At 71.8% G+C, this 20,275-nt stretch carries 16 protein-coding genes and 1 pseudogene; 8 read left to right on the top strand and 9 right to left on the bottom strand.

The window, feature by feature from the left end; all coding sequences use genetic code 11:
- The first annotated feature begins 1 nt into the window (after position 1).
- Positions 2-2,200: a helicase-associated domain-containing protein gene (locus JAN01S_RS12115; RefSeq protein ID WP_068318627.1), complete on the top strand. Its 2,199-nt coding sequence runs from the start codon at positions 2-4 to the stop codon at positions 2,198-2,200.
- 4 nt (positions 2,201-2,204) lie between these two features.
- Here the strand turns inward: JAN01S_RS12115 and JAN01S_RS12110 are convergent, their stop codons facing one another.
- Positions 2,205-3,143: a hydroxymethylglutaryl-CoA lyase gene (locus JAN01S_RS12110; RefSeq protein ID WP_068318625.1), complete on the bottom strand. Its 939-nt coding sequence runs from the start codon at positions 3,141-3,143 to the stop codon at positions 2,205-2,207.
- A gap of 70 nt (positions 3,144-3,213) precedes the next feature.
- Between JAN01S_RS12110 and JAN01S_RS12105 the strand changes: the two genes are divergently transcribed.
- Both JAN01S_RS12105 and JAN01S_RS12100 read left to right on the top strand, forming a co-directional pair.
- Positions 3,214-3,672 carry a hypothetical protein gene (locus tag JAN01S_RS12105; protein ID WP_068318622.1) on the top strand — a complete coding sequence of 153 codons (459 nt, stop codon included), beginning with the start codon at positions 3,214-3,216 and terminating at the stop codon, positions 3,670-3,672.
- A gap of 1 nt (position 3,673) precedes the next feature.
- Positions 3,674-5,308: a DNA repair helicase XPB gene (locus JAN01S_RS12100; protein ID WP_068318620.1), complete on the top strand. Its 1,635-nt coding sequence runs from the start codon at positions 3,674-3,676 to the stop codon at positions 5,306-5,308.
- A gap of 36 nt (positions 5,309-5,344) precedes the next feature.
- On the opposite strand, the gene ehuA is transcribed toward JAN01S_RS12100, so the two are convergent.
- Genes ehuA through ehuB form a run of 4 tightly spaced genes read right to left on the bottom strand, consistent with a single transcriptional unit; the run spans position 5,345 to position 8,406 of the window.
- Positions 5,345-6,148 carry an ectoine/hydroxyectoine ABC transporter ATP-binding protein EhuA gene (ehuA, locus tag JAN01S_RS12095; RefSeq protein WP_244884837.1) on the bottom strand — a complete coding sequence of 268 codons (804 nt, stop codon included), beginning with the start codon at positions 6,146-6,148 and terminating at the stop codon, positions 5,345-5,347.
- Entirely contained in the window at positions 6,138-6,821 is a 684-nt protein-coding gene (locus tag JAN01S_RS12090) for an amino acid ABC transporter permease (RefSeq protein WP_306305665.1), read from the bottom strand. Before JAN01S_RS12090 ends, ehuA begins: the two co-directional genes overlap by 11 nt.
- Positions 6,818-7,516 carry an ectoine/hydroxyectoine ABC transporter permease subunit EhuC gene (gene ehuC, locus JAN01S_RS12085; protein ID WP_068318617.1) on the bottom strand — a complete coding sequence of 233 codons (699 nt, stop codon included), beginning with the start codon at positions 7,514-7,516 and terminating at the stop codon, positions 6,818-6,820. The genes JAN01S_RS12090 and ehuC overlap by 4 nt, the downstream gene beginning before the upstream one ends.
- On the bottom strand, positions 7,513-8,406 hold the full coding sequence (gene ehuB / locus JAN01S_RS12080) for an ectoine/hydroxyectoine ABC transporter substrate-binding protein EhuB (RefSeq protein ID WP_068318615.1): 894 nt from the start codon (positions 8,404-8,406) through the stop codon (positions 7,513-7,515). Before ehuB ends, ehuC begins: the two co-directional genes overlap by 4 nt.
- A 284-nt stretch (positions 8,407-8,690) precedes the next feature.
- On the opposite strand from ehuB, the gene JAN01S_RS12075 reads away from it, so the two are divergent.
- From JAN01S_RS12075 to JAN01S_RS12055, 5 genes are all read left to right on the top strand, one after another.
- On the top strand, positions 8,691-9,404 hold the full coding sequence (locus JAN01S_RS12075) for a response regulator transcription factor (RefSeq protein ID WP_068318614.1): 714 nt from the start codon (positions 8,691-8,693) through the stop codon (positions 9,402-9,404).
- Between the two features lie 2 nt (positions 9,405-9,406).
- Complete coding sequence (locus JAN01S_RS12070; RefSeq protein ID WP_244884836.1) at positions 9,407-10,879, top strand: sensor histidine kinase; 1,473 nt, start codon at positions 9,407-9,409, stop codon at positions 10,877-10,879.
- A gap of 94 nt (positions 10,880-10,973) precedes the next feature.
- On the top strand, positions 10,974-12,239 hold the full coding sequence (locus JAN01S_RS12065) for a S1C family serine protease (protein ID WP_244884835.1): 1,266 nt from the start codon (positions 10,974-10,976) through the stop codon (positions 12,237-12,239).
- Positions 12,240-12,500: 261 nt separating this feature from the next.
- On the top strand, positions 12,501-14,441 hold the full coding sequence (locus JAN01S_RS12060) for a DUF2339 domain-containing protein (protein WP_084360216.1): 1,941 nt from the start codon (positions 12,501-12,503) through the stop codon (positions 14,439-14,441).
- A 50-nt stretch (positions 14,442-14,491) separates the two neighbouring features.
- Positions 14,492-14,788, top strand: coding sequence for a WXG100 family type VII secretion target (locus tag JAN01S_RS12055; RefSeq protein ID WP_068318611.1), 297 nt, complete (start codon positions 14,492-14,494; stop codon positions 14,786-14,788).
- Between the two features lie 71 nt (positions 14,789-14,859).
- On the opposite strand, the gene JAN01S_RS12050 is transcribed toward JAN01S_RS12055, so the two are convergent.
- The 4 genes and pseudogenes from JAN01S_RS12050 to JAN01S_RS17170 all read right to left on the bottom strand — a co-directional run.
- Positions 14,860-17,394: an ABC transporter permease gene (locus JAN01S_RS12050; RefSeq protein WP_068318609.1), complete on the bottom strand. Its 2,535-nt coding sequence runs from the start codon at positions 17,392-17,394 to the stop codon at positions 14,860-14,862.
- Positions 17,394-18,134, bottom strand: a complete 741-nt coding sequence (locus JAN01S_RS12045; protein WP_068318604.1) for an ABC transporter ATP-binding protein — start codon at positions 18,132-18,134, stop codon at positions 17,394-17,396. Before JAN01S_RS12045 ends, JAN01S_RS12050 begins: the two co-directional genes overlap by 1 nt.
- A 134-nt stretch (positions 18,135-18,268) precedes the next feature.
- A complete protein-coding gene (locus JAN01S_RS12040) occupies positions 18,269-19,927 on the bottom strand; it encodes an alkaline phosphatase D family protein (RefSeq protein ID WP_068318598.1) in 1,659 nt (552 codons plus the stop codon).
- A 47-nt stretch (positions 19,928-19,974) separates the two neighbouring features.
- Positions 19,975-20,275 (bottom strand): annotated as a pseudogene (locus JAN01S_RS17170) (SRPBCC family protein); the annotation flags it as partial.

The following is a 20,275-nucleotide window of genomic DNA, read 5'->3' as shown; positions in this document are numbered from 1 at the left end:
GGTGCGCTCCCTCGCCGAGGACATCCGCCACCGCACCGACGAGGAGCTGGTGGCGCTGCTCGAGCTGCGCCCGGACCTGGCCCGGCCGCAGCCGGCCGACCTGACGGCGCTCGCCGCCCGGGCGAGCACGCGTGCCAGCACGGCCCGCGCCGTCGACCACCTCGACCTGCCGCACCTGAGCGCTCTGCAGGCCTGCGCGATCACCGGTTCGACGGACGCGGCGGACATCGCCCCCTTCGTCGGCACGGACGAAGGGAGTGCTGCCGCCCTCCTCGCCGACCTCACCGCCGCGGCGCTGCTGTGGCGCTCCGCCGACGGCCCGGTGCTCTCCCGGACCGTGAGCGACGTCCTCGGCCCGCACCCCGCCGGACTGGGGCCGAGCGCGCAGACCTTGGGCCACGCCCTCCCCGCCGACCTGACCGCAGCGATCGAGGACCTGTCGCCGGAGGCCGCGCGCATCCTCGACCGCATCGCCCACCACGGCCCGACCGCCGCCGTGCCGACCGACCCCGAGGGTCGCGCGGGACGGGCCGTCGCCACGCTCGTCGACGCCGGACTCGTCGTCGCGCCCGACGCCGCGCACGTGCTCGTGCCCCGCGAGGTCGCGCTGGCCGTGCGCGGCGGGCGGTTGGTCGACCTCGACGCCGCGGCCGCCGGGACCGAGCGCGTCCTCGACCCCGACGACGTCGACCGCGCCGCCACCGCTGCGGCCACGGAGGTCGTCGCCCTCGTCGACGAGCTGCTCGACCACGTCGACGACCTGCGCCCCCGGGTGCTGCGCAGCGGCGGCCTGGCCGTGCGCGACCTGCGCACGCTCGCCGGTCGGGTCGACCTCGACGAGGTCACGGCCACCTTCCTCCTCGAGCTGGCGCTCGGCGCCGGGCTGCTCGGCGACGACCACGCCGTCGACCCGACGTGGCGCCTGACGACGACCGTCGACGAGTGGCGCGCCCAGTCCCCCACGGGCCGCTGGGCCGACCTCGCCGGCCCGTGGCTGCGCTCCCTGCGCGCCAGCGTCGTGCCGGCCCCCGAGGACGGCGGCCGGGTCAATGCCCTCTCGGAGGGCATGGTCTGGCCCCCGGTGCGGGCCCTGCGCCGCGAGGTCCTCGACATCCTCGCCGATCTCCCGGAGGGCAGCGCGCCCGACGCGGGCGAGGTCCTGACGATGCTGCGCCACCGACGCCCCCGCCGGATGCCGCACGGCGCCGACGAAGCCGTCGCCGCGCTGCTGCGCGAGGGCGAACAGCTCGGCGTCACCGGCCGTGGCGCCCTGGCCCGGGTCGGCCGACTGCTGCTCACCGACGAGGCCGCGGCCGGTCACCTGCTCGGCACGCTCGTGCCCGAGCCGGTCGACCGGCTGCTCCTGCAGGCCGACCTCACCGCGATCGTGCCCGGCACCCCAGTGCCCGAGCTCGCGGCCCTCCTGCGCCGCAGTGCCCGGCTCGAGTCGCGTGGCGGGGCGAGCGTGCACCGGTTCACCGAGACCTCCCTGCGGGCGGCGCTCGACGCGGGGTGGACCGCCGACGACCTGCTCGAGCGCCTCGGCCACTTCAGCAGCGGGCCGGTGCCCCAGCCGCTCGACTACCTCGTGCGCGACGTCGCCCGCCGCCACGGGCAGCTGCGCGTGGGCAGCGCCGGCGCCTACCTGCGCAGCGACGACCCCACGCACCTCGAGGCGCTGCTCACCCACCGCGACCTGGGCCACCTGCAGCTGCGCCTGCTCGCGCCGACGGTCCTCGTCACCCCCCTCGGACCGGCCACGCTGCTCGACGCGCTGCGCGAGGTCGGCGCCTCACCCGCGCTGGAGGGCGCCGGTGGAGTGGTTTCGAGCGCGCCGGGAGCCCAGCGGATGACGCCGCGCCGCGAGCGACCGGTCACCGAGGTCGCGCCCGAGCCCTCCGAAGAGGTGCTGCGCCGGCTGCGCGAGGGCGAGGCCAGGGCGCAGGTCCAGCGCGAGGCGCCCCGCGACGGCGGGCCCGCGATCCCCGCGCTCGACCCCGCGAGCAACGCGGCGCTGCTGCGGGAGGCCGCGGCCGACCGACTGCCCGTGTGGCTCGGCATCACCGACGCGGAGGGGGCGACGCGACGACTGTTGTTCCACCCTTCGTCCGTCGACGGGGGCCGGGTCGTCGGCGAGGTCGACGCCGTCCCGCAGGTCTACTCGCTCCACCGCGTCACGGGCGTGGTCATCGACGGGTGAGGCGCTACGCCCCCGCCAGCGCCTTGACCACCCGCGAGGGCGAGGGCTTGCCCAGCTGCTGCGCCATCCACACGCTCGTGGCGACGAGGGCGTCGAGGTCGACGCCGGTCTCGACGCCGGCGCCGTCGAGCAGCCAGACGAGGTCCTCCGTGGCGAGGTTGCCGGTCGCCGACTTGGCATAGGGGCAGCCACCGAGACCGCCGGTGGAGGCGTCGACGACCGAGACCCCCGCGCGCAGGGCGGTCAGGGTGTTGGTCAACGCCTGCCCGTAGGTGTCGTGGAAGTGCACACCGATCCGGTCCACGCCGATGCCGCGCCGGTCGAGCTCACCGAGCAGCGCCTCGACGTGGCCGGCCGTGCCGGCACCGATCGTGTCGCCGATCGACAGCTGGTCGCAGCCGAGGTCCATCAGCTCGGCGCACGCGTCGGCGACCTGGGCGACGGGCACCGGCCCCTCCCACGGGTCGCCGAAGCACATCGACACGTACGCGCGCACCCACATCCCGGCCTCCTGCGCGCGGCGCACGACCGGGGCCAACATCTCGACCGACTCCGGGCGCGAGCGCCCGAGGTTCTTCTGCGCGAAGGTCTCCGTCGCGCTGCCGAAGATCGCGACCGCCCCGACACCGGACTCCATGGCGCGGTCCAGACCGCGCTCGTTGGGCACGAGCACGGGACGAAGGGGGCCCCGCCCCACCTCCCCCAAGTCGGCGAGCAGCTCGCTCGCGTCCGCGAGCTGCGGCACCCAGCGCGGGGAGACGAAGGACGTGGTCTCGACGGTCTCGAGCCCCGCGGCGAGCAGGCGGCGGACGAACTGCGCCTTGACCTCGGTGGGGACGACCGCCTTCTCATTCTGCAACCCGTCACGCGCGCCGACCTCGTAGATCGTCACCCGCTCCGGGAGACCTGACAGCGGCTCGGTCTGCGGCAGTGCACGGCTCATGGGGCCAGTCTCCCCCAATCACGTACCGTGGGCACGGGCCTGCCGCAGCGGGCCAGGGAGGACACCACGCATGAGCAACGACCCGTACCCCGGGCAGCGACCGGACCCGCGCGACGACACCCCGTACTCGAGCGACCCGTACGACCCCTACGTGCCGTCGCAGGGCTCCTCCCCCCAGCAACCGCCCGCCTACGAGCCGGGGCGCAGCGCCCCCCTTTCTGCTCGGATGCCGCCCGGACCGGGGATGCCGCCGCCCTACCCCTACGCGCCGGTCCAGCACACCGAGCCCAACACGTCGGCGATCGTCCTCGTCATCCTCTCCTCGCTCGCCCTGCTCACGGGCTACTGCTGCTACATCGGCATCCCCGGCCTCGTCCTGGGCATCCTCGGCATCACCAAGCAGCAGACCGACCCCGAGGGCGCGGCGCGGCTGACCAAGATCGGCTGGATCTCGTTCGCGGTGCTCACCGTCATCACGATCCTGGCCGTCATCGCCTTCGTCGTCGCGATCGTCCTCGCGGAGAGCTGACATGGCACTCGACGGCGCGCTCATCGTCCAGAGCGACAAGACCCTCCTGCTCGAGGTCGACCACGAGCGGGCCGCCGACGCGCGGCGGGCGATCGCTCCCTTCGCCGAGTTGGAGCGCGCTCCCGAGCACATCCACACCTACCGGGTCACGCCGCTCGGGCTGTGGAACGCGCGCGCCGCCGGGCACGACGCCGAGCAGGTCGTCGACGCCCTGATCACCCACTCCCGCTACCCCGTGCCGCAGGCGCTGCTCGTCGACGTCGCCGAGACGATGGACCGCTACGGGCGGCTCGTGCTCGAAAAGGACGGTGAGCAGCTCGTGCTGCGCGCCACCGACCGCGCCGTGCTCACCGAGGTCATGCGCCACAAGAAGATCAAGCCGCTGCTCGGCGCGCAGCTCTCCCCCGACGAGGTCGTCGTCCACCCCAGCGAGCGGGGCACGCTCAAGCAGGAGCTGCTCAAGGTCGGCTGGCCGGCGGAGGACCGCGCCGGGTACGTCGACGGCGAGGCGCACCCGATCGACCTCACCGAGGACGGCTGGACGCTGCGGCCCTACCAGCAGCAGGCGGTCGACGGGTTCTGGGACGGCGGCTCCGGCGTCGTCGTGCTGCCCTGCGGCGCGGGCAAGACGCTCGTCGGCGCCGGGGCGATGGCCGCGGCCAAGGCGACGACGCTCATCCTCGTGACCAACACGGTGAGCGCGCGGCAGTGGAAGGACGAGCTGCTCGAGCGCACCACCCTCACCGAGGAGGAGATCGGCGAGTACTCCGGCGCGCGCAAGGAGATCCGTCCGGTCACCATCGCGACGTACCAGGTCCTCACGCTCAAGCGGAAGGGCGTCTACCCCCACCTCGACCTGCTCGACGCCCGCGACTGGGGCCTGGTCGTCTACGACGAGGTGCACCTGCTGCCGGCGCCGATCTTCCGGATGACCGCCGACCTGCAGGCCCGGCGCCGTCTCGGGCTGACCGCGACCCTCGTGCGCGAGGACGGCCGTGAGGCGGACGTCTTCTCGCTCATCGGGCCCAAGCGTTTCGACGCGCCGTGGAAAGACATCGAGGCGCAGGGCTACATCGCGCCCGCCGACTGCGTCGAGGTGCGGGTGAGCCTCTCCGACGCCGAGCGGATGGCCTATGCGACGGCCGAGGCGGAGGACCGCTACCGGCTGGCCTCCTGCTCGCCGGTCAAGCTCGACATCGTGCGCAAGATCGTCGAGCAGCACCAGGGTGAGCCGACCCTGGTCATCGGCCAGTACCTCGACCAGCTGCACGAGCTGTCCGAGCAGCTCGACGCCGACCTCATCACCGGCGAGACGCCGGTCAAGCAGCGCCAGGAGCTCTTCGCCGACTTCCGCGAAGGGCGCTCGAACCTGCTCGTCGTGTCCAAGGTCGCGAACTTCTCCGTCGACCTGCCCGAGGCGACGGTCGCGATCCAGGTGAGCGGCACCTTCGGCTCACGCCAGGAGGAGGCCCAGCGCCTCGGTCGCGTGCTGCGCCCCAAGGAGGACGGGCGCACCGCGCACTTCTACACCGTGGTCACGCGCGACACCGTCGATGCCGAGTTCGCCGCCCACCGGCAGCGCTTCCTCGCCGAGCAGGGCTACGCCTACCGGATCCTCGACGCCGACGACCTGTGAGCGCGTCGGACTGCATTGCCCAATGGCAATGCAGTCTCACAGGATCGAGGTGAGGAACTTCTTCGTGCGCTCGTGGGTCGGGTTGCCGAGGACCTCGTCGGGGGCCCCTTGCTCGAGGACCTGACCGCCGTCGAACATCATCACCTTGTGCGAGACGTCCCGGGCGAACTGCATCTCGTGCGTGACGATGAGCATCGAGATGTCCGTCGAGTCCGCGACATCGCGCAGCACCCCGAGCACGTCGCCGACGAGCTCCGGGTCCAGGGCCGAGGTGACCTCGTCGAGCAGCAGGATCTTGGGGTCCATCGCGAGCGCGCGGGCGATCGCGACGCGCTGCTTCTGGCCACCGGAGAGCCGGCTCGGGTGCTCGTCGGCGCGGTCCTTCAGCCCCACCTGGTCGAGCAGCGCGAGACCGCGCTCGCGCGCCTCGTCCTTGCTCCGCCCGAGCACGTGCACCGGCGCCTCGGTGAGGTTGTCGATGACCGACATGTTGGGGAAGAGGTTGAAGTGCTGGAAGACCATGCCGATCTTCTTGCGCGTGGCCGCGACCTCCTTGTGCCGCAGGCGAACCCGCTTGCCGTCGCGCCGGTCGTGGGTGAGCGGCTGACCATCGATCCAGATGTAGCCGTCGGTGAGCTCCTCGAGGGTCATCACCAGGCGCAGGATGGTCGTCTTGCCGGAGCCGCTCGGCCCGATGAGCGTGACCCGCTCGCCCTGCGCGACGTCGAAGTTCAGCCCCGAGAGGACCGTGTGGTCGCCGAAGGTCTTCTCGACGTCCTCGAAGCGGATCACGGGCGTCCCGGACGAAGGGGGCGTCCCCCCGGTCGTGTCAGTAGACAAGTGCTTTTTCCAATCTGCGGACGGCGAAGGCGGTCACGAGGCTGGCCACGAGGAAGACCAGACCGGCGATCGTGAAGGCCTCGTTGTAACGGAAGGTGCGGTCGCCCGCCTGCTGCGCGACGGTGACCATCTCGAGCACGGTGATCGCGAAGAGGTACGGGGTGTCCTTGAACATCGAGATCGCCCAGTTGCCCAAGGAGGGCAGGGTCGCGCGCAGCGCCTGCGGCAGGACGACGGCACGCCAGGTACGACCCTGCGGGAGGCTGAGCGCCCGCGACGCCTCCCACTGCCCCTTGTCGACCGACGCGATGCCGGCGATGAAGGACTCGGCCATGTACGTCGCGTAGTGCAGGCCGATGACGACCGTCCCGACCCACATGAGGTTCCAGCTGACGGGCACGAGGAAGCTGGCGAACATCAGCTGGACGATGAGCGGGGTCATCCGCACGACGTCCATGACCCAGCGCACCGGGCCGGAGACCAGGCGTGGGGTGGCCTGGGTGAGCACCGCGAGGAGCAGGCCGACGATGGTCGCGATGACCGTGCCGACGACCGTGACGAGCAGCGTGACCTTGACGAAGGCGGTGAGGATCTCGGGCAGCATCTCGGCTGCCGCGCCCCAGTTCCAGAACTCGTCGAAGGTGATGGCGGGGACCATGGCCGGGGCGGTCACAGGCTCACCCCCGCGCTCGCATGCGAGCCCCGGATCGGCAACCCGAGCCGGCGGCGCGCGCGCTTCTCGAGGAAGCGCAGCCCCTGGGAGAAGACGAGGGCGATGAGGTAGTAGATGACCAGGCCGATGCTGAAGGCGAAGATCGTCGAGGTGTCGATGCGCAGCTCGTCGATCTGGTACCCGAGGTCGGGCAGGCTGATGAAGAGTGCGACGGCGGTTCCCTTGATGAGCATGACGAGCAGGTTGTTGTAGCCGGAGAGCATGAGCGCCCACGCCTGCGGCCAGATGATCCGCCGCATCCGGGTGGCCGGGGACATGTTGAGCGCGGTGGCGCCCTCCCACTGGCCCTTGTCGACGGCGTTGATCGACCCGCGCACCACCTCGGCCCCGTAGGCGCCGTAGTTGAGCCCGAGCGCGATGATGCCGGTGAGGACCGCGTCCCAGCTGACCCCGAAGAGCGGCATGACGTAGTAGAGCCAGAACAGCTGGACGACGAGCGAGGTCCCCCGGAAGAACTCGACGACGACCGTCGAGAGCCAGCGCAGCGGAGCGACCGGGCTGATGCTCAGCAGCCCGAGGACGACGCTGACGAGGAAGGCCACCAGGGCCCCGCCGAGGGTGAGCTGGAGCGTGATGGTCACGCCCTCGGTCAGCCCCGGCAGGGCATCCCGGAGTGCCTCGAGGTTCTCGTTCACTTGGCGTCCGGCAGCTCTCCGGCGCAGAGCTGCTCGGTCGTCAGGTCACCCTTGGGACGCTCGGCGTCGGTGAACCCGAACTCGCCGATGACCGCCTCGTAGGACTCCTTGTCCTTGGTGATCTTGGCGAGCTCCTTGTTGTAGGCCTCGCGCAGGCTGTCGTCGCCCTTCTTGAAGACGGTCGCGCCGGCGCCGACCTGCTCCTTGCCGTCGACGACCGCGACGAAGGGCTCGGTGACCTCGACCTTGACGTCGGGGTTGTTCTCGTCCATGGTCCGCAGCGAGATGCCGGTCAGGGCGAAGACGTCGGCACGGCCACGGGCGACGGCGTCCATGCCGTCCTGCGGGCTCTTGACCTCGGTCGCCTTGATGCCGAGCGACTTGGCGTAGCCCGACTCGATCGCACCGCTCATCGTGGCGAACTTCGCGCCGGACTCCTTGACGTCCTGCAGGTTCTTCAGGTTCTTGGGGTTGCCCTCGGGCACCATGAGCGCCGTCGTGTAGAGGATCTCCGGGTCGCCGAAGTCGGCCTCCTTGCAGCGCTCGGGCAGGATCGACATGCCGGCTGAGATCACGTCGAAGCGGCCCGCCTTCAGACCCGGGATGAGCGAGCCCCACTCGGTCTTGACGCCCTTGACCTCGTCGATGCCCATGTCCTTGAAGATCTTCTCGTGGAGGGCGATCGTCGCGCCCGTGAGCTCACCGTCCTTCTCGAAGGAGTAGGGCTCCTCACCGGCGAAGCCGACGGTGATCGTGCCCTCTTCCTTCAGCTGGGCGAGGTGGTCCCCGGAGGCCCCGTCCGAGCCGGAGCCCGAGTCGTCCCCGCAGGCCGCGAGGGTCAGGGCCAGGGTGAGTGCGGCCGTCCCGGCCAGAGTTCGCGTGTGTCGCACGACGTTCCTCCCTCTCGGGGAGATCACCGACCAGGAGCGCACGGCTCCCCTTCCACCGCCACGCTTGGGTCGTGGCGCCAGCGCGATCGCTCGCGCAGGAGTTCCCTGGGTCGGTCCCGGTTCCCCGAGTCACAACTCCTCCACCCGACCAAAGACCACGGCCGAAGGGGGCGAGAGGCCCTGGCATCTCCCCCTTCGTTGTCACTCCGTGACCCGCCGGGGCGCCGCGACCTCCCCAGCGCGCACTCAGCCGACATCCAGACAACGGGCGCACACTCGATGGGGTGAGCACCCACGCAGACCCCGAGACGACCCCGCACCTGCTCGTCGTCGAGGACGAGCCCAACATCCGCGAGCTCCTCGCGACCTCACTGCGCTTCGCCGGCTTCGCCGTCGAGGTCGCCGGCGACGGGGCCACCGCGCTCGACATCGTCCACCGCCTCGAGCCCGACCTCATCGTGCTCGACGTCATGCTCCCCGACATCGACGGCTTCGAGGTCGCCTCCAAGCTGCGGGCGTCCGAGCGGCACCAGCCGATCCTCTTCCTCACCGCGCGCGACTCGCTCGACGACAAGATCAAGGGCCTGACCGTCGGCGGCGACGACTACGTGACCAAGCCCTTCTCCCTCGAGGAGGTCATCGCGCGCATCCGCGTCATCCTGCGACGCACGCAGGACGTCCCGTCGGCCGAGTCGGTGCTGCGCTTCGCCGACCTCGAGCTCGACGACGACGCCCACGAGGTGCGCCGGGCCGGCCGGTCGATCGACGTCTCCCCCACGGAGTTCAAGCTGCTGCGCTACCTCATGCTCAACCCCAACCGGGTGCTGTCCAAGGCGCAGATCCTCGACCACGTCTGGGACTACGACTTCCGCGGCGAGATGGGCATCGTCGAGTCCTACATCTCGTACCTGCGCCGCAAGATCGACACCGAGGGCCTGCCGCCGCTCATCCACACCAAGCGCGGCTTCGGCTACGTCCTGCGACTGCCCCCGGAGTGAGCGTGGAGCGGTTCACCGCACCGCTGGTGCGCAAGCTGGAGGCGATGCCGCTCACCTGGCGGCTGCTCGTCATCCTGCTCACCCTGCTGCTCGCCGCCCTCATGGCGACCTCGCTGACGACGGCCTGGCTCGTCCAGCGCGACCTCAAGGCCAATGTCGACGACCAGCTGCGCTCGGTCGCGGTCCCGATCGCCGAGAACCCCCGGTCCACGGCCACCAACCGGGACTTCTTCACCGGGGAGTCCGAGCGCTCCGACCCGACGAACTACTTCTTCGTGCGCCAGCCCGCCGACGGCTCGGCGTGGCAGTACCGCCTGCCGACCGGGGAGACCAACCCGCCGGTCGTGCCGGTCCTCAGCCTCGACGACCCGCGGGTGACCAGCGGCCAGCCCTTCACCGTCACCTCCGCGGACGGGCGCACCCACTGGCGCTTCATCGCCGGCCACTACACGAGCCCGGACAACTCCACCTTCGCCGTCGGCATGCCGATGACGGGGGTCAACAACATCGTCAAGCGGTTCGCCATCGTCACGACCCTCGTCGGCATCGCCGCCCTCGTCACCTGCGGCGTCCTGGGCTGGTTCGCGACGCGGCGCGCCTTCCGCCCCCTTCGTCGCATCGAGGACACCGCCGCCGCCATCGCGGCCGGCGACCTCAGCCGACGCGTGCCGGTGCGCCACAGCCACGACGAGGTCGCGAGCCTCAGCGACTCGCTCAACGCCATGCTCGGGCAGGTCGAGCGCAGCTTCGCGCTGCAGGAGGCCTCCGAGACCAAGATGCGCCAGTTCGTCGCCGACGCCAGCCACGAGCTGCGGACCCCGCTGGCCACCGTCCGCGGCTACGCGGAGCTCTACCGACAGGGGGCCGTCCAGGGTGAGGAGCACACCGCCCAGACGATGGGGCGCATCGAGGGCGAGGCCTCGCGGATGACCGGGCTGGTCGACGACCTGCTGCTGCTCGCCCGCCTCGATGACCAGCGTCCGCTCGAGATGTCGGAGATCGACCTCGTCGTCCTCGCCGCCGAGACGGTGCACGACGCCCGAGCCCGGGCACCGCACCGCCGGATCCAGCTCGTCGGCCTCGACGGTGAGCTGACCCCCGTCGCCCTGCGCGGTGACGACAGCCGGCTGCGGCAGGTCCTCAGCAACCTCATCGGCAATGCCCTGATGCACACCGCCGACGACGTGCTCGTGGAGGTGCGCACCGGCCAGGTCGGTGACCGGGCCGTCGTCGAGGTCCGAGACCACGGCGCGGGCATCGCGCCGGACGTCGCCGAGCGGGTCTTCGAGCGCTTCTACCGGGTCGACAAGGCGCGCTCGCGCGAGCGCGGTGGCAGCGGCCTCGGGCTGGCGATCGTCGCCGCGATCGTCGGCCAGCACCAGGGCCACGTCGAGGTGCTCGAGACACCGGGCGGTGGCGCGACCTTCCGCGTGGAGCTGCCGGCGCGCACGCCGGAGCGGCCCGCGCGGGTCTGACCGGCCGGGGCACAGCAAGCCCACAGCCAACACCGAGCCGGGCTCGAACTTCGAGGAGCAGTGTGGGTCACACAGCCTCGACAAGGAGCCTCCGATGGACCACCCCACTGCCCCCGTCCCGCCGCACGCACCGCGAGGGGAGGCCGGCCCCACGCCGACGACGACCTACACCTCCGCGCTGACGGCGCCACCCCCGCCGCGGTTGCGTCGGCACCGCGGGCGACGGGTCGGCGAGCTGGCCGCCGTGGGCATCCTCTCCGCCGCCCTGGCCACCGGAGGCACGTGGGGCGTCATCTCCCTGACCGACGACTCGCCGGGCACCGCGCCGGCCGCGTCGGCGGACGCCGGTGGTGGCTCGAGCGTCGTCCCCGTGAGCAGTGCGGCCAAGGCCAACCCGGACTGGAATGCCGTGACCGATGCGGTCTCCCCGAGCGTCGTCGCGATCAGCGTGCGCAGCGGGAGCTCCGGAGGAGAGGGCTCGGGCGTCATCATCGACGACCAGGGGCACGTGCTCACCAACCACCACGTCGTGAGCGGCGCCGGTGAGGGCGGCGAGATCAGCGTGACCCTCGCCGACGGCTCGAGCTACGCCGGGACGATCGCCGGCGAGGACCCCTCGACGGACCTCGCGGTCGTGACGATCACCGACCCGCCGCAGGACCTGCGCCCGATGACCATGGGCTCCTCCGGCGGCCTCCGGGTCGGCGACCCGGTCATGGCGGTCGGCAACCCGCTCGGCCTGGCGGGCACGGTCACCACCGGCATCGTCAGCGCCCTCGACCGCCCGGTCACGACGAGCGGGAGCGAAGGGGGCGACAACCCCTTCGCGCAGGAGCGCTCGACCCCGGTGGTCACCTCCGCGATCCAGACCTCGGCTGCGGTCAACCCCGGCAACTCCGGCGGTGCGCTCGTCGACGCCGCGGGGCGGCTCGTGGGGATCAACTCCTCGATCGCGACCGTCGGCGGCTCGAGCGGGCAGTCCGGGAGCATCGGCATCGGCTTCGCCATCCCGGTCGACGAGGCGCAGTGGATCGCCGAGCAGCTCATCGAGGACGGCACGGCCGAGCACGCCTTCCTCGGGGTCACGCCGACCGACGGGAGCGCCAGCGTCGGCGCGGCCACCCGCTCCGGCGCCCGCATCGGCAGCGTCACCTCGGGCAGCGCGGCCGACAAGGCCGGCTTGCAGGAGGGTGACCTCGTCGTGGGCGTGGACGGCACGACCGTCGGCTCGGCCGAGTCGCTCGTCGGACTCATCAACGCCAAGCGCATCGGGTCGACCGTCTCGCTCGCGGTCATCCGCGACGGCGAGGAGCGCACGCTCGAGGCGACGCTCGGCACCGCCCCGGCAGCCCGGGGCTGACCTCGAGCCGACCCTGACCGACCCGGCTCAGGAGACTCACAGGTCGATGCCAGCGCCGTCCCATCCTGGTGTCGCAGGATCTACATCAGGAGCACAGGACAGGAAGCAACGGTCGCTCGATCGTCTCCTCCCCCGACGCAGGCACCGACTTCCTCCGGCTCCCACAGGGGTGCTACCCCCGCCTTCGGGTGTGGCGTCTGAAGGCGGCGCTGAGTAGCCGCACTCATGCCCCCGGTGTGCTGACCACAGCACACTGGGGGCATGAGCATGTCAGGAGACCCGGTCCTCGAGCGGGTGCGCGCGATCGAGGACGACTTCGCGGATGCGATGTCGCGCATGTACGGCGTGGGCAACGAGCTGGCCCGGCTGCGGGCCCGCCTTGCCACCGAGGCCAGCCCCGAGCAGTGGACCCCCGTCGAGGCGCCTGTCGAGACCCCCGTCGAGGCGCCTGTCGAGACCCCCGTCGAGCCGCTCGTCACCGTGCCGGCCACAGGGCAGCCCTCACCCCCGCCCCTCGCCCCCGGCTTCGTCGCGCCGCCGCCTGCACCCGCGGCCGTCCAGCCTCCGGTCCTGCCGCCGACCGCACCGCTGCCCCCCGCCGAGCCCTGGTGGCAGCGGGACGGGCTCGTCGCCAAGGTGCTGGCCGTCGTCGGCGCGGGCATCACCCTCATCGGCGTGGCCTTCCTGCTCGCCCTGGCGATCCAGATGGGCTTCTTCGGCCCCCTCGCTCGCGTCGTGAGCGGCGCCCTGCTCGCGATGGCGCTCGTCGGCGCGGCGGTGCTCGTGCGCCGCCGGCCGTCCGGCACGGTCGGCGCCCTCGGTCTGGCCGCCACCGGCTTCGCGACCGCCTACCTCGACGTCCTCGCCGTGACCCACATCTACGCGTGGGTGCCGCTGGCCGTCGGCATGGTGCTGGCCGGCCTCATCGCCCTCGGCGGGGTCCTGCTGGCACGGGCCTGGGACAGCCAGCTGCTGGCCGTCGTCGCGGTCCTCGGGGTGGCGCTGCTCGCCCCCTTCGTCGGGATGGAGCACGGTCTGCTCACCGGCGCCTTCCTCCTCGTCCTCGCCGCGGCCACCTGGCCGGCCCAGATCGGACGCGAGTGGTGGATCCTCGAGCTCGCGCGGGTCGTGCCGACGGCCCTCTTCCTCACCACGCTGGCCGCCGTCCACGAGCGGACCGGGGTCGCGGGGCTGCTCGCCGTGCTCTTCGCCCTTCTCGTCCTGGGCACGAGCCTCGCCGGCGCCCGCGTCCAGCGGCTGCCGCAGCAGCTCGGCGTGCTCGTGCCCGTCGGCGTCCTGCCGATCGGTGTGGCGAGCATGGCCGTCGACGACCGGTGGAGCGGCACCGTCCTGCTCGTCGTCACGACCTGCATGCTCGTGCTCGTCGCCGGCCTGGCCGACCACCCGCAGGACACGCCGCTGCAGCACCGCCTCACCGAGCTCGCCCTCGGCGCCGCCGGCATCGCATCACTCTTCGCCGTGCTGCGCGCCGGCGACGGCCAGGGCTGGACACCGGTGCTCGGGGTGGGCGCCTGTCTCCTGTGGGCGGTCGCGGCGCTGGCCCTGCGGCACCGCGCGACGCTCGTCGTCGCGCTGTCCCTGGCTGCGCTGGCCACCCTGGGATCGCTGACGCTGCTCCCCCTGGTCCTCCTTCGCGGGAGCTCCGACGACACGGCAATGCGCCACCTCCTGGCCACGATCGGGCTCACGGCCCTCTACGCGGTCCTCGCCGCTGCGGTCACGCGGACCCTCCCGCACCTCGTCCCCACGCTGCCCCGGATCCTGCTGGTCCCGTCGGTGCTGTGGGTCGGCGGCAGCGTCGTCCTGCTCGGCACGCTCGTGGGGCAGGTCGTCGACGACCCCCGAGGTGGTTTCACCGCGGGGCAGGCCGGAGCGACCGTGGTGTGGATGGCGATCGCCGCCACGCTCCTCGTGCGCGGCCTGCGCGGCTCGACCTTCGCCGTCCCCGCCGGGCTCGCTCTGGCCGCCTTCAGCGTCGGCAAGCTGCTGCTGTTCGACCTGTCCTTCCTGAGCGGGATCGCCCGGGTGCTGAGCTTCATCGTCGCCGGTCTGTTGCTGCTCGGCATGGGGGTGGGCTACGCACAGGCCCTCGAGCGCACCCGCCGGGCCGCGGCAGGTGACCCCACCCCGGGGCCTGTGGACAACTCTGCGCCTCCCGGACCGATCTCTCCTAGCGTCTGAGGCAGCCGGACGGTAGGCGTCCGGCCACGAGCACGAAGGGGAAATGCACCATGGCCACGTTCACCGTCAACACCACCCAGGTCGCGAGCAGCGCGTCCGACGTCTCCCGGATCTCCGAGGACGTCGAGACCACGGTCGCCAGCATGATGAGCCGACTGATCTCACTGCAGAACGACTGGCAGGGTGACGCCTCGACGTCATTCCAGGACCTCATCAACGACTGGCGCGCGACGCAGCGCACGGTCAAGGAGAGCCTCGACGAGATCGGCCGCGCCCTGAGCGACGCGAGCCAGACCTACGACAACTCCGAGACGACGGTCAAGGGGTCGATGACGCCCGGTCGGTGACCCATGACGAGGGGCGGTGACCGGGTGTCCGGTCACCGCCCCTGGGCGTGGTGCGTGGCTCGCGCCGCGACTCACTCCGTCGAGATCGCCTGCAGGACGTCCAGTCGGGAGGCCCGACGAGCCGGAAGGAGTGCCGCGAGGACCCCGATGATGCCCGCCACGGCCACGAAGACGACCATCTGCACCCCCGGGATCGCGAGTTCGGTGATGCCGTCCTCGACGAGTGCTCGCTGGATCGCCACACCCGCCACCACCCCCAGCACGATGCCGAGGACGGCTCCGAGCAGGGCGATCGTCACCGACTCGAGCGTGATCATCCGGCGCAGCTGGGCCCGGGACAGACCCACGGCCCGCAGCAGGCCCACCTCGCGGGTGCGCTCCATGACCGACAGGCCCAGCGTGTTGACGATGCCGAGCACCGCGATGACGATCGCCAGACCGAGCAGCGCGTAGATGAGGTAGAGCAACTGGTTGATGGTCGAGCGCTGCTCGTCCGCATAGCCCTCCTGGTCCTTGAGCGTGACGAGCGGCTGCTTGTCGACGATCTGCTCGATCGAGGACTGCACGCTCGCCTTGTCCGCCCCGTCCTCGACGAAGATGAAGGCCCAGTTGTCGGCGGCGGCGCCGCCCATGTCGTCGACCGTCTCCACCGACATGAGCAGGTCCGGCGTGCCGATCGCCTGGATCTCGTCGTAGAACCCCGCGATCTCCAGGTCCTTGGTCGACGCACCCATCTTGACCTCGACGGTGTCGCCGACCTGGCGGCCCGTCTCGTGCTTCGTCGAGAGCATGACCGCGTCGGCGCCGATGTCGGCCGTGCCGGACGTCGGCTCGATCTGCTCCACGTCGGCGAAGCTGTCCGGGTCGATCGCGGTGGCGAAGATGTCGCCCCCGTCCACCCGGGTGCTGACGAAGCGCACGGGCGAGACCTCACGCACCCCGTCGACCTCGGCGACCCGCTCGGCCACCGTGGACGAGAAGGGCTGCCCGACCGCGTTGCTCAGGATGTAGTCGGCACGGAAGGTCTCCTCGATCTGCTTGTCGATGCTCGCGGTCGCGCTCGACGCGACGACGCCCATGAGGGCGACGAGCGTCATCCCGATCATCAGCGCCGAGGCGGTGGCTGCCGTCCGGCCGGGGTTGCGCACGGAGTTCTGCTCCGCCATCCGCCCGACGCTGCCGAAGACCTTGCGGTAGACCCAGCCCAGCCCGGCGATGAGCGGGCGCCCGACGAAGGGAGCGAGGAAGGCCGTGCCGAGGACGAGCCCGACGATGCCGGCACCGATCCACCACACCTCGTTGCTCTCGACGACGAAGAGTCCGGCCAGGAAGGCGATGACGCCGAGGACGAGCACGGCGACCTCCAGACCCCGGCGGATCGGGTGGTGGCCGATGCCGGTGTCGATCGAGTCACGCATCGCGGCGACCGGCGGCACCGAGCCCGCGCGACGGGCCGGGACCCAGGCGGCAACCATCGTGACGATGATGCCGACGGCGTACGCCGCAATGACGGTCCGCGGCGAGAAGACCAGGCCGGAGCCGGTCAGGTCGAGCCCGAAGGTCGCGAAGAGGCTCTGGATGCCCAGCGCGAGCACCACGCCGAGCAACAGGCCGAGGGTCGCGCCGACGACGCCGACGATGAAGGCCTCGAGGAGCACCGAGCGCACGATCTGACGCTTGGACGCCCCGATCGCCCGCAGCAGCGCCAGCTCCCGGCCGCGCTGGGCCACGAGGATGCTGAAGGTGTTGATGATGAGGAAGGAGCCGACGAAGAGCGCGATCCCGGCGAAGACGAGCAGGAAGGTCGTGATGAAGCCGAGCGCCTGCGCGATGTCGCCCTCGTTCTCCGCCGCGAGGTCCTCCCCGGTCCAGGCCGTGAAGCCCTCGGGCGCGAGCGGCTCGACCTGCGCAACCAGCTCGTCCTGGCTCACGCCGTCCTTGGCCGTGACCCAGACGGAGGAGTACGCGTCCTTGCCGTCCATGAAGTACTGCTGCATCGTCTCGGTGTCGAAGACGGAGATCGACGCGCCGGCCATCCCCCCTTCGCCGAACGTGAGGGTGCCGACGAGCTCGGCGGTGATCTCCGGGGTCGCCCCCGTGGTGACCAGGGGGACCTCGTCTCCGACCTCGTACCCGGCGCGCTCGGCCGTGGCGGTGTCGATGACGACCTCGCCGGAGCGTTCGGGGGCCCGGCCGTCGACGATCCGGATCGGCGCCTCCCCGAGCTGGTTGGGGGCGTCGTTGTAGTTGAAGGCCAGCGCGGGCGCGCCCTGGCCGCCGACAACCTTGCCGTTCTCGCCGACGACGAAGACACCGAAGGCGTCGACGCTGCCGTCCGCACGGGCCGCGCCCGGCAGGTCCGCGAGCTCCTCGACCTGCGCGGCCGTGATGCGCGCGCCGCCGGATCCTCCGTACTGGTCGGTCTGCTCGGCCTGGACGACGACGTCACCGACGGTGCCGTCCATGATGCCGTCGAAGGTGCGGCCGAGGGTGTCGGTGAAGATGAGCGACCCGGCGACGAAGGCGGTCCCGAGGACGATCGCCATCGCGCTCATCAGCAGGCGCGCCTTGCGCGCCAGCAGACTCTTGAAGGTGGCCTTGAGCATCAGTGCGCCCCGTTGGTGAGGGCGACCATCCGCTCGAGGACGGTCTCGCGGTCCGGCTCCCACAGCTCGTCGACGATCCGGCCGTCGGCGAGGAAGAGGACCCGGTCGGTGTGGCTGGCGGCGACGGGGTCGTGCGTGACCATGACGATCGTCTGGTCGAACTCGTCGACGCTGCGCCGCAGGAACCCGAGCACCTCGGCGCCCGAGGTGGAGTCGAGGTTGCCGGTGGGCTCGTCGGCGAAGATGATCGACGGCTTCGAGACGAGCGCACGGGCGCAGGCGACGCGCTGCTGCTGACCGCCGGACAGCTCATTGGGCCGATGGCCGAGACGGTTGCGCAGACCGACGGTGTCGATGACGAGGTCGAACCACTGCTGGTCGGGCTTGCGGCCGGCGATGGCCAGCGGCAGCAGGATGTTTTCCTCAGCGGTCAGCGTCGGGATGAGGTTGAAGGCCTGGAAGATGAAGCCGACCCGGTCGCGGCGCAGCCGGGTCAGGTCCTTTTCCTTGAGCCGGGTGATGTCGGTGTCACCGATGTGGGCGCGCCCACTCGTCACAGAGTCCAGGCCGGCCAGGCAGTGCATGAGCGTCGACTTGCCGGACCCGGACGGGCCCATGATCGCGGTGAACTGCCCGGCTCCGATGTCGAGGTCGATCCCGTCGAGGGCCGCGACACTCGCCTCTCCCTTGCCATACACCTTGCGCAGCTCGTGCGTGCTGGCGGCCACCTGCGTGCCCATGGTCTCCCCACTCTCCTGTTGGTCCGATCTCGTGTCGGCACCAAATCTAGGGTCGGCGGGATCGTCGGGTCACTGGGGTATCCCCCCGCCCGGCCCCACGGGCGGGCACGAGGACGAAGGGGGGCGCGCCCCCCTCAGACCTCCTCGGTGGCGACCACCCGCAGGCGCGGGTGGTCGTGGTCGCCGTCCACGACGTCGCCGGTGACCCAGCTGAGGGTGAGGCGCCCGTCGTGCACCTCGGCGATCGCGAGGTTGTTGTCGAACCACGGTCCCCGGGTCAGCTGCCACGGGTGGTTCAGGGGCGGGACCCCCTTCGTCCGCTGCGACAGCCACCGCATGGGCCGCACGAGCCCGCGGGCCATCTGCGACATCAGGACACGCAGACCGCGCGGCATCGGGTTGCGGATCGGGCTGCACACGGCCTGGACGATCCGGCTGCTCGCTCCGGCGCCACCCGGGTCGCTGATCTCGGCGATGTACGAGTGGTGCACGTCGCCGGAGAGGAAGGTGATCGTGGCCGGCGCCCGACCGCGCTCGCCGCGGGCCACGGCCAGGACGAGGTCGAGGACCTCGACGAACCCGGCCTGGAAGGCGCCCCAGTGCTCGAGGTCGACGACCTGCCGCAGGGCCTCGGTGGCCCGCCGCACCGGGCGTGGCCGGTCCGGACCGGCGAGGGCCTCGCTGATCGCCTCGGCGTCGTGCAGCCCGGGCGGGAGGAGGAAGGGGAGGGACGTCCCGATGAAGAGGTGGTCCAGGTCGCCGACCATCTCCGCGTCGAGCCAGGCCAGCTCGTCGGCGTCGAGCATGGAGCGGCGGTCGGGCTCGAGGACCCGCGCTGCGCGCGAGTCGAGCATGACGAGCTTGGACCCGCCGAGCGCGCGGGTGTAGCTCCAGCGGTAGGTCTCCGGCTGGCGGTCGACCCTCTCCGCGAGCGCGCGCAGGGGCTGCGTGAGGTCGACCTCGCCGGGTCCTGCCCCGTCGAGCCGGGACCAGATCTCGTCCCGGGCGAGCTCCTCCGGCGCGAGGTTGCCGATGTGCTGGTGGACCCAGTAGCTGGTGAGACCGGCGACGAGCCGCTCGTGCCACCAGGGTGTGCGATTGATCTCGCGATGCCAGGACCACGAGGTGTTCCAGTCGTCGCGGATGTCGTGGTCGTCGAAGATCATGGCGCTCGGCACGACCGACAGGACCCACCGGATCGCGGGGTCGCTCCACGCCAGCCCGTAGAGGTGCGCGTACTCGGCGTAGTCCTTGATCTCCTCGCCGGGCGGTTCGTCGAGGTCGCGGCGGGAGGCGATGAACTCGCGCATCTGCGGGCTCGTCTCGTCGGCGTACACCTGGTCGCCGAGCAGGGCGAGCACGTCGGGTCGGCGGGTCCTGTCCTCGGCGAGCGCCAGGGCGAAGGTGCGCAGGGCGTCGACGCCGTGGCTGCGGTGATGCTCCTCGTCGTGCGGCACGCTCGTACGGCAGGAGCCGAAGGCCACGAGCGGTGGCCGGCCGTGGTCGATGGTCGCCAGGCTCGACGGCGGGAAGGGGGAACCGGCGAGCGGCCAGACGACCTCACCGTCGACGCGCACCGAGTACTCGTGGGTGCTGCCGGGCTCGAGGTCGTCGAGCAGGACGAGGGCGTAGTGGTGGCCCTCGACGACGAAGGTGGCAGCGTGCCACTCCCGGCCGGCGGCGACGACGGTCACCATGGCGGGGGCGGCGATCTCGACCCAGATCGAGGCGTAGTGCTCCCCGACGAACCGCAGGAGGGGGCCGAGGACGAGGGTCGGCGTGGTACTGGTCATCCGACCATCGTCGTCCGAGGCGCTGGGAGCGTGCTGACCGGGTGGCGTCAGCGACGCAGCCGGCGCAGCAGCAGCCCGAGGGCGAGCAGTCCGCCGAGTGCGGCCGCGAGCTGCGGCCCGTAGGCGCGCAGCAGGACGGGCAGCGCGGTGGCGCCCAGGTCGATGGCGTCGTCGCTGCCCGAGGTGGGTGCGCTCCGGACGGGCGCGGAGGTCCTGGCTGCCGCTGAGGGGGCGGGCGTCGCCGCAGTGCCGGCCGAAGCTGTCGCCGCCGACGATGCCGACGCCGGCGCGGTCGACGACGCCGACGACGCGGCCGCCGCCGAGGGGCTTGGCGCGGCGGACGCGGGC

Origin of the sequence: Janibacter anophelis NBRC 107843, from assembly GCF_001570945.1 — a bacterium.
GTDB lineage: Bacteria > Actinomycetota > Actinomycetes > Actinomycetales > Dermatophilaceae > Janibacter > Janibacter anophelis.
The sequence above is the reverse complement of the archived record's forward strand: the minus strand, read 5'-3'. Positions and strand labels throughout refer to the sequence as shown.